This is a genomic window from Micromonospora parva, assembly GCF_040649675.1.
GTDB lineage: Bacteria > Actinomycetota > Actinomycetes > Mycobacteriales > Micromonosporaceae > Micromonospora > Micromonospora parva.
In genome coordinates this window covers 309178-322168 of the sequence record NZ_JBEZFX010000007.1, presented here as the reverse complement: position 1 = coordinate 322168, position 12991 = coordinate 309178, and the positions used below count along the sequence as shown (strand labels likewise).

The window sequence follows — 12991 nt, the reverse complement described above, 5'->3', positions numbered from 1 at the left end:
CACTGGTACGGCCGGCGCGGGGCAAAGGTTCGACGGCTCCGGTCACCGTTTCCCGTCGACGGACCCTGCGGCGCGATCGGCGAGGTAGGCCAGGTAGAGCAGGTAGGGCACGACGAGCAGGGCGAGCACCAGCACTGCCGCGATCACCGGCGGATCACCGAAGACCGCCCCGAGCACAATCGGCAGCGGTGAGACGGCCGCCAGCAGGATGCCGGTGCGGCGCAGAGGGCGGGCGACCCGTTGGTGCGCCGCGTGCCAGTGCTCCGCCGAACGCATCGTCGCCGGCGTCCGTACACCGGGGCTGCGGTTTCTGTTCACCGTCGGTTGCAGCGCGGCCCGGGCGGTGAACGCCACGAGCCAACCGAGGAACGCGTAGACCACGGTCACAAAGGCCCCGGGCCACACTCTGGCACCTCCCCACGCATCGCCAGCCATCAGCGTAGAGGGCGGGAATCCCCGGGGTGGGCGTGGCGTTTCGATACTCGGAACCGCTTGCACCGAGGAGGCAGAGATGAAGGTACGTAGCTCGTTGCGTGCGCTGAAGCAGAAGCCAGGTTCGGTGGTGGTCCGCCGTCGCGGCCGGACGGTCGTGGTGAACCGCGCCAACCCGCAGTGGAAGAGCCGCCAGGGCTAATCCAGCCCTTAACGGACGTAGCAATCAAAGAGCGCCCTGACCGGATCATCGGTCAGGGCGTTTGGTCATGCTCGGTGAGTTCACCTGCGCTTGACTGGAACTGATTCGAAGTGACGACATCGGCATCGGCGGGGTCTGCCGGGCGGGTCGCAGGCGGCCGGCGATCGCTGCACTCCTGAAATCACCCAGCCTTGCGACACCGCCAAGGGCGTGCGATGGTCACCGTCGCGCCGGCGCCGACAGTGAGGTTGCCGACCATAATGACCCAGGTCGCCTTCGCGGCCGGGATACGGCCAGCGTGCCCGCCCAGCCCCGTCGGCCGCACCCTCGGTGCGCGGAACCCACTCCTCCCATCGTGCTGTCGGGGCAGCCTCAAACGCGTGGAGCCGCTAATGTGATGCCCTGTAGTAGCACGTGAGTTAGATGTTCAAACTCTCGGCGCTATAGGAAACCTGACGCTCATCAGGCGGTCGCTGGTACCCCGCGACCGCCTGATGAGCGTCGCGTCGACTACGTTGGACATCGATCTCGAAAGCAACAATAGATATTGACGGAAGAGAGCTTGCAAGGTAGCCTTCACCTTTAACGATCTTCGATCGAAAGAAGGAGCATATGAACATCCCTAAGAATCTCCGGCTCGCCTTGGCCTCCGCTATTGGCGCCACCTTGATGCTGGGTGCATGGGGATCACCAGCCCATGCCCACTTCACTGCGGCCTACCACGGCTCTGACGTGGCAACAGTATCGTCGGGTCACACCTTCGTGGAAGTTTATGATAAAGAGGCGGACGGCAACGGCGTGTACGGCTACTTCTGGCTGAACGATGGCACCTCTCGCACGGTCGGCGACCCGAACGGGAGTAGTGCTGGCGGCGGGAGCGCCGGCTTTAGCGTCGGGGTCGATTGGTACTACGTGTGCGAGAGGAACGTAGGATGCAGTGGGGTGCAACAAGCCTAGATATTCGAAGCAATGATGGTTCGTCATCGCTGCTTTGAAGAGGGGCCGAGGCAATTGGATTATTCTAATATTCAAAGTGCCGACTCCGCTGAAAGCTTATAGTCGGCTCTGGATCACGGTCAGCGACCTTCACTGCTCTGGCATCTCGCCTCAATAAGCATTTCAGTTTCCCTAATCGATTACTTGGGGCGCCAACCGCCACGCTGTTATCATTAGTGATGATGGGGCATTGTTCCGCGCCTCGCGAATCTCTTAACTTCGCGCAATTGAGAGGTACAGAGCGTCGCACTTGCAATTGGGCGGCAGCAACAACCAAGGCCGATCTGGATTCTCACCGTTCGCGATCGACTGCCGCTCCATCTAGGCGTCAAGAGAAGTTGCGACAGTTGCGGGTTAGCAGATTGGTTTAGTCTTCGACTGACCTGCTAACCCGCAACTGAAGGCCCCCGCGCGCTCGAGTCACGCAGCATCCTCGCGCGGGCGGTCACCCCCCCCCCCCCCCCCCGAGATCATGGACGAACTCGACCGGGTAAAGCGTCGGGGGACCTTCCGGTCGGTTGCAGCGATCTGCTGACCGACCACGTTCCGACGGTCTTCGACCCCGGCACCCGACCGCAGCACCGCGCCCGTCGGTGCGGGAACCGTCCTGCCGTGCCCTTCGGTGGGGCGACATGCCCAGTCAGCGCACCAGATCACCGCGTTCGCCCTCCCCGTGCTAGTCGCGACACTGCTCGTCCTCAGTGGCACGCAGGTAAGGTTTGGACTGGCCCAGTTCGCGCCGGTGCTGGCGTTCTGCCTGCTCATCCGCACCTGGGCGGCCCGCACCTCGTTGTGCTGGATCATGGCCACCGGCAACGCGGCACACGGCGTCGTCCTGTTCGGCATCGGGGCGCTGGCCGCCACCGACTGGCTGGTCTTCCCGACGCTGCGGGTGGGCGCATTCCTCATCGGCTCGGCCGCGGTGCCGCAGGACGTCGGCTCGTAGGTCACAGCGCCCCGGTTGCTGGGCGGCGACCTGCTGGTAGCCGCCCAGCAACCGGCCGGTTGTAAGCAACCACCTCGGTGACCCAGATGGCCGGGCCGGCGGTGGCGAGTTCATCGTGCAGATAGCCGGTGCCTCCCGGACGGCGGGGATCACCGGGGCACTTCCGCGGTCGCCAGAGCTTGTAGCCGTACCCGACGGTGTGATCCCGGAAGCGGTTCCACGCCCGCTGCGCGGCGGCGCTGGCGGCCGTTGGGCCGGCTCCGTCTCGTCGCTAGCATCGTGCACACCGAACTCGGCCTCGACCGGACGCCCCGACTCTTACGACCTCGACGAATTGGAGCATCAGGCGTGCGCGGCAATCGGGATCGTCGATCCCTGACCACCGCTAGGGGCGCCCGCGACCAGACGGTGGTGACGATGCGGATTGACTAAGATGCTTCGAGAGATCGCCCCGACGAGGAGGACCCGGTGTTCATCTTGGAGCTGTCCTTCGGCGACGAACCCGACCGGCTCGCCGCTCGACCGGCGCACCGGGAGCGTCTCCAGGCCCTGCATCAGGAGGGCCAGCTGGTCATGGCCGGGCCGCTCGCCGACGACTCCGGAGCACTCCTGGTCTTTGACGTCCCAGACGCCGAGGCGTTTGCCGCGATCGTCGCCGCGGACCCCTATTACCGCACCCCCGGGGTGACGATCGCCAGCCAGCGGGAGTGGTCACCGATCGTCCGGTAGCCAAAGGCGACGAAGCCCGCCTACCGCTGTCTCTGGTGACCGGCCCGATTCACGACTGGTCGTCCACGGCGCGCGCAGCACGGTTGCCAACCCCAGTTACAGCAGGTAGGACACGACCAGCACGGCGAGCACCAGGAGCGCCGAGGATGACCGGCAGCGGGCACACGACCGTCAACAGGATCCCGGTCCGATGGAACGGGCGTTCAACCCGGCGGTGCGCCGCGTACCAATGCACGGTAGATCTCAGGGTCGCGGTGGCCGCACTCCGGGACTGCGGTAGATGTCCCGACGGCCGCAGATGCTCTGGTGGTGGATGCAACAAGCCATTCGAGTGATGCGTAGATCATCGAATGAACGCTCCGGCCAGCAAACGCCACCTCCTGACGCATCAGGTGGTGTCATCGCAAATCCCCAGCCCTCTGGGTATTACCGACCACTGGCGAAGGGGTGAGCACGGCGCTTACGACGGCAGGGCTCAAAACAGTGAACGCCCTGACCGGATCATCCCGGCCAGGGCGTTTCTCAAGGGTGGAGCCGAGGGGACTCGAACCCCTGACCCCCACACTGCCAGTGTGGTGCGCTACCAGCTGCGCCACGGCCCCTTGCTGTTGTCCCGGTCGCCCGGGCACTGGGAAACTATACACAGACCCGCTCGCATGGTCATCTCGCGGGGTCCCCCGCCACAGCCGGGTCAGTTGAGCGCCACGTCCGGCGGGAAGTGCGCGACGGCGGCCATCATCCCGCCCTGCCGGCGCAGCACCATCGGCCACAGGTCGTCGGGCCGGTCGACGAAGGCGTCCCCGGGCAGCCCGTCCAGCACGAACCAGGACCCGTCGGCGATCTCCTGCTCCAACTGGCCGCTGCCCCAGCCGGAGTAGCCGGCGAAGACCCGGATGCCACCGATGCTCTCCCGCAACCGCTCCGGGTCGACCGAGAGGTCGATCGTGCCGACCGCCCCGGACACCTGGTGGAAGCCCTTCAGCCGACGCATCGGGTGGCGCATCCGGGCGAGGCAGATCGCCGAGTCGGGCTGCACCGGGCCACCCTCGAAGAGCACCGCCGGGTGGCGGGCCAGGTCACTCCAGTCACCGAGCACGTCGGCTACCGGCACCTCGGTGGCCCGGTTCAGCACCACGCCGAGCGCGCCGCCCGGCTCGTGGGCGACGAGCAGCACCACCGTACGGTCGAAGTTGGGGTCCTTGAGCGCCGGAGTCGCGACCAGCAGCCGCCCGGTCATCGACTCCATCGCTCGTCCGCCGATCGCCTGGCCCTCTCCCTGCATGCCACACACCCGTCAACCGTGAGCCCGGCCCGGGGGCCGGTCCTCGACCGGATCCGCCCGGCGCATCGGGTTCCGCCGCGCTGTCAACGCCATGCCTGGCACCATAGCTTGCGTGCTGGGCGCTGGCTAAGGTCTGACCGGCGGGTGATCAGACAGTTGAGACGAAGGGCCGATGCACCGGTTGGCAGACCTCCCGGTGATCGACCGTTCCGGAGCACCGACCGCTGAGAAAAGCCCGAAAGGTCCGTCACATCCCGATAGATTCGGCTGATCGGGAGGGCGATCACGGTTGTCCCTGCCCGCGACACGGAGGCGGGTGGCGATGGCAACTGTCCGGGACGCGACGTACGACGTGCTCCGCACCCTCGGCCTGACCACCGTCTTCGGCAACCCGGGCTCCACCGAGGAGCCATTCCTCCAGGACTTCCCGGCCGACTTCCACTACGTCCACGCGCTGCACGAGGCGACGGCCGTGGCGATGGCCGACGGCTACGCCCAGGCCGCCGGAGTGCCCGCCCACGTCAACCTGCACACCGCCCCCGGCACCGGCAACGGCATGGGCAACCTGGTCACCGCCTGGCACAACAAGACCCCACTCATCGTCACCGCCGGCCAACAGACCCGGGAGATGCTGCTCCTCGAACCCCGGCTGGCCAACCGCCGGCCCACCGAACTCCCGCAGCCGTACGTGAAGTGGGCCTACGAGCCGGCGCGGGCGCAGGACATCCCGGCGGCCATGCTGCGGGCGTACGCGACCGCGGTGCAGCCACCGGCCGGGCCGGTCTTCCTCTCCCTACCGATGGACGACTGGGCCCAGCCAGCCGACCCGCCGCCCGCGCCGCGAACGGTGGCCACCCGGTTCGCACCGGACCCGCAGCGGTTGGCGGAGTTCGTCACGGTGCTGGCCGGCAGCCGCAACCCGGCGCTCGTGTACGGGCCGGGGGTGGACCGCTCGGCGAGTTGGTCGGCCGCGGTGGCGCTGGCGGAACGGCTCGCCGCGCCGGTCTGGTCGGCCCCCGCCACCGAGCGAGCCGTCTTCCCCGAGGACCACCCGCACTTCCGTGGCGTGCTGCCGTACGCGATCGGTCCCCTCGCCGAGGCGCTGCGCGGACACGACACGGTGCTGGTCGTCGGCGCCCCGGTCTTCCGCTACTACCCGTACGTGCCGGGCGGGCACCTGCCCGACGGCGCCCGCCTGCTGCACGTCACTGACGACCCGGACGAGGCCGCCCGAGCCCCGGTCGGTGACAGTCTGCTCAGTGACCCGGGGCTGGCCCTGGACGCGCTGGTCGAACGGGTGCCGCCGAGTGACCGGCCGGCGCCCGCACGACGGGACACACCACCACCGCCCGAGGTCGGCACCCCACTGAGCGCCGACGCCCTGTTCGCCGCGCTGGCCGCGCACTGGCCGACCGACGCCGTGCTGGTGCAGGAGTCACCGTCCAACCTGTCCGCACTGCGCCGTCAGCTGCGGATCACCCGCCCGGCGTCGTACTTCACCATGGCCAGCGGCGGCCTCGGCTACGGGCTGCCGGCGGCAATCGGCGTCGCCCTGGCCGAGCGGGACACCGGGCGCGGTCGCCCGGTGGTGGCGGTGGTCGGCGACGGCTCGTTCCACTACTCGGTGCAGGCGCTGTGGACGGCCGCGCGCCTGGCACTGCCCGTGGTGGTCGTCGTCCCGGTCAACCAGCAGTACGCCATCCTCAAGGCGTTCGCCGAGCTGAAGCACACTCCCGGGGTGCCCGGCCTGGACCTGCCGGGTCTGGACATCGTCGCGATCGCGGCCGGCTACGGCTGCGCCACGGAGGTGGTGGAGACCCCCGATCAGCTCGGCGCGGCGCTCACCGCCGGGCTGGGCGCCGACCGTCCCACGGTTGTGCCGGTGCCGATCAGCACGGACGTGCCCAGCATCCTCTGAACCGGGTCGTTCAGCGCGATGCGATCGACAGTGGGGCGCCGGTGTGGACATCCAGCACCGGCCGGGCGCCCAGCGGCGTCGCGAGGGTGACGGTGACCGGCTCCAGTTTCAGCAGTGCGATGCATTCGCCGGTGGCCCGGGTGACGCGGCCACCGACCACCACGACGTCCGGCCGTTCCCACACCAGCGGGGTGATCCCGGTGTCGCACGCGCCGACGCCGAGCCGCACTGTCAGCCGGGTGTCGTCGACGGCCGCCAGGTCCTGGGCCGCCACCAACCCGTCCGGCAGGGGGCGGGCCGGCGCGGTGGGCTCGGGAACCCTGGTGACCGCGGTGGGCGCCACGGCGAGCCGGGCCACCCGGGCGGTCAGCTCCTCGATGGTGAACAGCCAGGCCGGGACCTGCGCCACACCGCGGCTCGTGCGGACCGGCACGGTGTCGAACGTGACAGCGGTGACGGTGAGCGGGAGACAGGCGGTCCGCGTGCTGCTCGTCACCCACCCGTCCGGCCCTGGTTCGACGGTGGGGCCGCCGGGGGTGGGCCGACCGGGCTGCTTCGGCCGTCCCGGGCAGGGCAGCGGGTCACCCGTGTCGAGCTGCCGGTACGCCTCGGCGGCGCTGATCAACGGCAGCGTCAGCCGTCCGTCCGGGAACCGGATCTCGCCACCGACCCGGGTAGGCGGTATCGCCACCTGCGCGCGGTACCACCCGGCCCGGAAGGCCGCCTCGGTGTCGGGGGTGAAGCCCGGGTCGCCGGTGAGCAGTGTCGGCCCCTCCAATGGCACGTAGGCGGTGCGCCAGTCGGGGCCCGGCCGCCACGCCTCGGCGACCTGAGCGGCCCGCTGGTCGAACGCCTCGGCGTCGCGCGCCGGGCTGGGTGGGGCGTCGGCCGGACCGGTGTCGGTCGCGGCGCAGCCCGCCGTGAGCACCAATGGGAGTACGAGCAGCACTGCGAGTCGACGCATGTGCGGTTCGACGCGCCCGCCGACCGGCCGGTTCCCTCAGGTCTCGCCGCCCAGGTCCGTCTGGTACGCCTCCCAGAGCAGGTCGGCGCCGCGCCGCCGATGCCGGGCCAATTTCCGCAGCAGGTGCCCGACCCGGTGCCGCAGCTCGTCGGGGTGCGCCTCGGGCCGCTCGGCGATCTGCTGCGCCGCCAGGATCGCGGCGACGATCGCCGCGTGCTCCCGGGTCAGCAGCCGCACGCCGTGGTCCAGTCGCGGCGACTGGGTGAGCAACTCCCGGTAGAGGCCGCTGGGGCCCTCGGTGGCCCGGACGTGCTCGGCGAAACCCTGGCGCACCGGACGCAGTCGAAGAAGAACAGCTTCGCGCCAGCGCGGCGCGGTGCTGGCGACCGCGACGGCCCGGCCGAGGGCGTGCACGTCACCGGCGAGGCCGGCGGGGCGCGGCTCGCCGGGTAGACCGAGGGGAGGTGGATCGGCGGGACGCCCCACCTGATGCGCGACGCGCGGTCGGGCGACGAGTGACGGCTGCTGGATCGGACCGGTGACCATGGCACCTCCCGCGCGGCGCTGCTACCCCATACCGCGATGGTGAGCCTGCCCGACCCGCCCTGTCCAGGGCCCCGGATCGCCTCATCTGCCGCGTCAAACCCACTGACCCCACCAGCCGCAGCAGTACCGCGTCCGCAGCCCTCACGAGCCGCCTGGACGTATCAGCCTCAGTCGGTCCAGCGGCGCTCCGCCAGGCGGCGCAGGTGGTCGGCCACCGCACGGGTGTCGTCGTCCCGCCCGTCGCCCCCTCGGCCCGCCGTCATCGCCTCGGCCAGCGCCCGCAGCTCTGTCGGCGGCAGGCTGGGCAGCCCCATGCCGCGCAGTGGGATGGTGACCCCTCGCGTACCGGCCGGGTCGGTGGCGAGAATGGCCCGCATCTGCGGCCCGCCGGCCGGGTCGACGTCGCCCGCCTTGCGGTACGACGTCCCGCCCGCCTCGATCCTGGCGGTGGCGAGGTCGACGGTGCGGGTGCGCAGCGCCCCGCGTACCCGCGCCCGGCTGCCGTCCAACCAGACGGCCGTTCGGAGCACCCGTAACACGAGGTAGAGGCCGAGCAGCACGAAGGGCAGACCACACAGGCCGATGAGCGGGCTGGGACCGGACTGGTTCGGGTCAGCGGAGTCCCGTAGCCCCGGTGGCAGCAGCCCCGGCGGCAGGTCGCGAGCCTCCTCATAGGAGGCGAACGCGTCACCCGGTCCGGTCAGCCGGCGCAGCAGCCCGTCGGCGACGAGGGGCAGCACCACGAACGCCGCGCCGATGGCGGCGACGAGGACGCCGGCGACCACCGCCACGACCCGCTGGCCGGGTGACGCGCCGACCGACAGGCGCAGCTCTCGGTTGGTCACAGGGGGCAGCGTAAGACCCCGTCGACACAACGAAGCGCCCCGGCCGGTGGCCGGGGCGCTTCGTTCGAGGTGGTGGAGGTGCCGGGAATCGAACCCGGGTCCTTCGCCGGTTTGTCAGGGCTTCTCCGAGCGCAGCTCGCTGTGCCTCTACTCGGCCCCACCGCTCACGCGAGCAAGTTGGTGTGACGGGCCCAGTCGCTGATTAATCTCGCCGCACGGACCCCGCGACCGGGTCCGATTGGCCAGCCTCCTAGCTGATGCCGGCTACTGGGACGAAGGCGTTCCCAGGCCGACAGACTTAGCTACTCGCCTCAGGCGGCGAGAGCGAAGTCAGCGCGATTTTGCTTGGCGCTTATAAGTTTCCGACGACCGATTCTCGAGACGACGTCGGCTTCCTCGGCTCGCTTCCCCTGTCGCTGCGTACGAAGTCGAAACCAGTCACCCCCTCGACAGGCCGCCGATGTGGCGGCACTGACAAGACTAACGCCTGGCGCAACAGCTTTCATCCCGAGCCCCGGGCCGACGTACCGACCCGGACAAACAGGATGAACTAGTCGTCCATTCCCTTGCCTCGTCGACCCGACACCCGGGCGATCTCCCGGTCCGCGTCGCGCTTGGCGAGGTCCTGACGCTTGTCGTACGACTTCTTACCCTTGGCCAGCGCGATCTCGACCTTGGCCCAGCCGTCCGAGAAGTAGACCTGCAACGGGACGATGGTGAAACCACCCTCGCGGGTCTTGCCGACGAGCTTGTCGATCTCGCCCCGGTTGAGCAGCAGTTTGCGGGTACGCCGGGGCTCATGGTTGGTCCAGGTGCCCTGGGTGTACTCCGGAATGTGCATCGCGTGCAGGTACAACTCGCCGTCACGTTCCTGCGCGAACGCGTCGACGAGCGACGCCCGCCCGGCCCGCAGCGACTTGACCTCGGTGCCGGTCAGCGCCATGCCCGCCTCGTACGTGTCGAGGATCCCGTAGTCGTGGCGCGCCTTCTTGTTGGAGGCGACCACCTTGCGCCCCTTTTCCCGTGGCATCGGTGCCACCTCCTCTCCCTCGTCCGCGGCCGGTTCACCCCGGCCGGACAACCGATCATGCTACCCGAGTGGAAGGACCCTCCCGCGCCGTTTATTTCCGGCTGCGGGAGGGTCCTCGGAAGACCACGGGACGACCGTACGGTGCCTAGACCCGCAGGTAGAAGCGCAGGGTGATCCAGGCGGTGGCGGCGCTGACCAGACCACCGACGCCGGCCATCACCGGGAAGATGAACAGGATGTCACCCCAGGTGATCGGCGAGAGCAGACCCTGCAACGCGCTCAACGACCCGTCGAAGAGCAGATACTTCGCCGCGACCAGGGCCACCAGACCGAGCAGTGAACCGATCAGGCCGGCCACCACGGCCTCCAGCACGAACGGCGCCTGGATGAACCAGTTGGACGCGCCGACCAGCTTCATGACCGCCACCTCACGCCGCTTGCTGTACGCGGCCACCTGAATGGTGTTCGCGACGAGCAGCAGGGCGGCGATCGCCATCACGATGGCGGCGGCCAGGGCGATGTTCTGGATCGAGGTGAGGATATTGAAGATCTTGTCGAGCAGTCGACTCTGGTCGACGATCTCCTCGACACCCTCAGTGTCCTTGTACTGGTCGTAGACGCTCTTGTACTGCTCCGGGTTGTTCAGTGTGAGCCGGAACGACTCGGGCAGCTGGTCCGGCTTGACCGCGTTCACCAGGTCCGGCGCGTCCTGGTACATCGACTTGAAGCGCTCGTACGCCTGGGCCTTGTCGACGTAGATGACCTCCTTGACCAGGGGGTCGCCGTCGAGCTTAATCTGCAGGTCGGTGCGCTGCTGCTCGGTGACCTCCTGCTCCATGAAGATCGAGACCTGGATGTTCTTGTAGTAGAGGTCCTTCATGTCGTCGACCTGGCGGTACATGAGACCGCTGGCGCCGAGCATGGTCAGCGAGACCGCCATCGTGATGATCATCGCGATGGACATGGTCACGTTGCGCCACAGTCCGACCAGTACCTCGGACAGGACGTATTTCACGCGCATCGGGATTTCCTCCGGGTCTCCGGCATGAGGTGTTCGTCGTCAGGCTGCGCAGGGGTGGAGCGCCGGCTCACCCGTAGACGCCGCGGGCCTGGTCACGCACGATGCGACCGCTCTCAATCTCAACGACGCGGCGGCGCATCTGGTTCACGATGTTGGAGTCGTGGGTGACCATCACGACGGTCGTGCCGGTGCGATTGATCCGGTCCAGCAGACGCATGATCTCGATCGAGGTGTCCGGGTCCAGGTTTCCGGTGGGCTCGTCCGCGAGAAGGATCAGCGGACGGTTCACGAACGCCCGGGCGACGGCGACCCGCTGCTGCTCACCACCGGAGAGCTCGTGCGGGTAGCGGTGCTCCTTGCCACCGAGCCCGACCAGCTCCAGCACCTCCGGCACGACGCGGCGGGCAACCGCCTTCGTCTTGCCGATCACCTCGAGAGCGAACGCCACGTTCTCGTAGGCGGTGCGGTTCGGCAGCAGCCGGAAGTCCTGGAAGACACAGCCGATCGAGCGCCGGAAGTGGGGTCGCTTCCAGGACCGCATCGACGTGACGTCCTTGCCGTTCACGACGACGCGCCCCTTGTTGGGGGCCACCTCGTGCAGCAGCATCTTGATGATCGTGGACTTGCCGGAGCCGGATGGACCGATGAAGAAGACGAACTCGCCCTTCTCGATCGAGACGGACACGTTGTCGAGCGAAGGCCGGGACGCCTTCGGGTACGTCTTCGTCACTTGCTCAAGCTGAATCACGGGTGGTGAGTCTACGCGGTGTAACAACTGAGCCAAGCCCCACGCCCCGCCGATCCGGCACGAGTCGTCGAATCAGGCTCCTACCTGGAGATCGACGACGCGCTCCGCCCGCGCGCCGTTACGCACCGTCGTTAGCGAGCTGTCGCTGCTTACGCCAACGGATGCCCGCCTCGATGAAACCGTCCAACTCGCCGTCGAAGACCGCGCTCGGATTGCCGGTCTCCTGCTCAGTTCGGAGATCCTTCACCATCTGATAGGGGTGCAGGACGTACGAGCGCATCTGGTCACCCCACGAGCCCGCCGCGTTCTCCTTGAGCCCTTCGAGCTTGGCCTGCTCCTCCTGGCGCTTGCGCTCCAGCAGCCGAGCCTGGAGCACCCGCAGCGCGGAGGCCTTGTTCTGCAGCTGGGACTTCTCGTTCTGGCAGGTCACCACGATGCCGGTCGGGATGTGCGTCAGCCGCACCGCCGAGTCGGTGGTGTTGACGCTCTGCCCACCCGGGCCGGAGGAGCGGTAGACGTCGACGCGTACCTCGTTCTCCGGGATGTCGATGTGGTCGGTCTGCTCGGTGACCGGCAGGACCTCGACCCCCGCGAAGCTGGTCTGCCGACGCCCCTGGTTGTCGAACGGGCTGATCCGGACCAGCCGGTGCGTGCCCGACTCGACACTGAGCGTGCCGTACGCGTACGGCACCTTGACCGCGAAGGTGGCCGACTTCAGACCCGCCTCCTCGGCGTACGAGGTCTCGTAGACCTCGGTCGGGTAGCCGTGCCGCTCCGCCCAGCGCAGGTACATCCGCAGCAGCATCTCGGCGAAGTCCGCGGCGTCCACACCACCGGCGCCGGCCCGGATGGCGACGAGTGCCTCCCGGGAGTCGTACTCGCCGGAGAGCAGGGTGCGGACCTCCATCTCCTGGATGGCCTTGGTCAACCCGGTGATCTCCGACTCGACCTCGGTCAACACGCCCGGGTCGGACTCGGCCTCGGCCAGCTCCAGCAGCACCTGGGCGTCGTCGAGCTGGGAGCGCAGGCTGCCCAGCTTGCTGATCTCGCCGTTGACGTACGACAGCTGCGAGGTCACCTGCTGGGCCTTGGCCTGGTCGTCCCACAGGTCGGGGGCGGACGCCTCCTGCTCAAGGCGGGCCTTGTCCTCGTGGAGCCGGTCGAGGTTGAGGACGGCCTCGATGTTTCGCAGGGTCGCGTCGAGTTCCTTGAGCTGTTCGGCGTAATCGGCAGCGGTCACGACAGACAAGCGTACTGCGCGGGCGAGGGGTGAGCTTGCGAGCCCCGCGGAGCAGCGTCAAATCGGGGGTGCGCCCCCGGGCTCACGGCAGC

The 12991-nt window shown here is 68.5% G+C and carries 14 protein-coding genes, 1 tRNA gene and 1 other RNA gene; 5 read left to right on the top strand and 11 right to left on the bottom strand.

Going from position 1 to position 12991, the window contains the following annotated elements:
• Positions 1 to 42: 42 nt before the first annotated feature.
• Positions 43 to 387 carry an SdpI family protein gene (locus tag AB0C03_RS19780; RefSeq protein WP_051708405.1) on the bottom strand — a complete coding sequence of 115 codons (345 nt, stop codon included), beginning with the start codon at positions 385 to 387 and terminating at the stop codon, positions 43 to 45.
• 124 nt (positions 388 to 511) lie between these two features.
• Between AB0C03_RS19780 and AB0C03_RS19775 the strand changes: the two genes are divergently transcribed.
• From AB0C03_RS19775 to AB0C03_RS19760, 4 genes are all read left to right on the top strand, one after another.
• Complete coding sequence (locus tag AB0C03_RS19775) at positions 512 to 634, top strand: 50S ribosomal protein L36 (protein WP_030331473.1); 123 nt, start codon at positions 512 to 514, stop codon at positions 632 to 634.
• A 612-nt stretch (positions 635 to 1246) separates the two neighbouring features.
• Positions 1247 to 1591 (top strand): hypothetical protein, encoded by a 345-nt coding sequence (locus AB0C03_RS19770; RefSeq protein WP_156057512.1) that lies wholly within the window; start codon positions 1247 to 1249, stop codon positions 1589 to 1591.
• A 712-nt stretch (positions 1592 to 2303) separates the two neighbouring features.
• Positions 2304 to 2576 (top strand): hypothetical protein, encoded by a 273-nt coding sequence (locus tag AB0C03_RS19765; RefSeq protein WP_210859898.1) that lies wholly within the window; start codon positions 2304 to 2306, stop codon positions 2574 to 2576.
• 468 nt (positions 2577 to 3044) lie between these two features.
• Positions 3045 to 3305 (top strand): YciI family protein, encoded by a 261-nt coding sequence (locus AB0C03_RS19760; protein WP_210859900.1) that lies wholly within the window; start codon positions 3045 to 3047, stop codon positions 3303 to 3305.
• 529 nt (positions 3306 to 3834) lie between these two features.
• Here the strand turns inward: AB0C03_RS19760 and AB0C03_RS19755 are convergent.
• Both AB0C03_RS19755 and AB0C03_RS19750 read right to left on the bottom strand, forming a co-directional pair.
• A tRNA-Ala gene (locus AB0C03_RS19755) sits at positions 3835 to 3907 on the bottom strand.
• 89 nt (positions 3908 to 3996) lie between these two features.
• Positions 3997 to 4587: a YqgE/AlgH family protein gene (locus tag AB0C03_RS19750; protein WP_030331478.1), complete on the bottom strand. Its 591-nt coding sequence runs from the start codon at positions 4585 to 4587 to the stop codon at positions 3997 to 3999.
• A 322-nt stretch (positions 4588 to 4909) separates the two neighbouring features.
• Between AB0C03_RS19750 and mdlC the strand changes: the two genes are divergently transcribed.
• Positions 4910 to 6505: a benzoylformate decarboxylase gene (mdlC, locus tag AB0C03_RS19745; RefSeq protein ID WP_030331480.1), complete on the top strand. Its 1596-nt coding sequence runs from the start codon at positions 4910 to 4912 to the stop codon at positions 6503 to 6505.
• Between the two features lie 10 nt (positions 6506 to 6515).
• On the opposite strand, the gene AB0C03_RS19740 is transcribed toward mdlC, so the two are convergent.
• The 8 genes from AB0C03_RS19740 to prfB all read right to left on the bottom strand — a co-directional run bounded on the left by AB0C03_RS19740 (position 6516) and on the right by prfB (position 12899).
• Positions 6516 to 7469: a hypothetical protein gene (locus AB0C03_RS19740; RefSeq protein ID WP_357638239.1), complete on the bottom strand. Its 954-nt coding sequence runs from the start codon at positions 7467 to 7469 to the stop codon at positions 6516 to 6518.
• A gap of 36 nt (positions 7470 to 7505) precedes the next feature.
• Complete coding sequence (locus AB0C03_RS19735; protein ID WP_081883810.1) at positions 7506 to 8015, bottom strand: hypothetical protein; 510 nt, start codon at positions 8013 to 8015, stop codon at positions 7506 to 7508.
• A 167-nt stretch (positions 8016 to 8182) separates the two neighbouring features.
• On the bottom strand, positions 8183 to 8860 hold the full coding sequence (locus AB0C03_RS19730; protein ID WP_030331485.1) for a hypothetical protein: 678 nt from the start codon (positions 8858 to 8860) through the stop codon (positions 8183 to 8185).
• A 70-nt stretch (positions 8861 to 8930) separates the two neighbouring features.
• Positions 8931 to 9306, bottom strand: a transfer-messenger RNA (tmRNA) gene (gene ssrA, locus AB0C03_RS19725).
• Between the two features lie 104 nt (positions 9307 to 9410).
• Positions 9411 to 9890, bottom strand: a complete 480-nt coding sequence (smpB, locus tag AB0C03_RS19720; RefSeq protein ID WP_357638237.1) for an SsrA-binding protein SmpB — start codon at positions 9888 to 9890, stop codon at positions 9411 to 9413.
• A gap of 145 nt (positions 9891 to 10035) precedes the next feature.
• Positions 10036 to 10911: a permease-like cell division protein FtsX gene (ftsX, locus tag AB0C03_RS19715; protein ID WP_210861586.1), complete on the bottom strand. Its 876-nt coding sequence runs from the start codon at positions 10909 to 10911 to the stop codon at positions 10036 to 10038.
• 67 nt (positions 10912 to 10978) lie between these two features.
• On the bottom strand, positions 10979 to 11659 hold the full coding sequence (gene ftsE, locus AB0C03_RS19710; RefSeq protein WP_030331491.1) for a cell division ATP-binding protein FtsE: 681 nt from the start codon (positions 11657 to 11659) through the stop codon (positions 10979 to 10981).
• A gap of 118 nt (positions 11660 to 11777) precedes the next feature.
• Complete coding sequence (gene prfB / locus AB0C03_RS19705) at positions 11778 to 12899, bottom strand: peptide chain release factor 2 (protein ID WP_030331493.1); 1122 nt, start codon at positions 12897 to 12899, stop codon at positions 11778 to 11780.
• Positions 12900 to 12991: the final 92 nt, after the last annotated feature.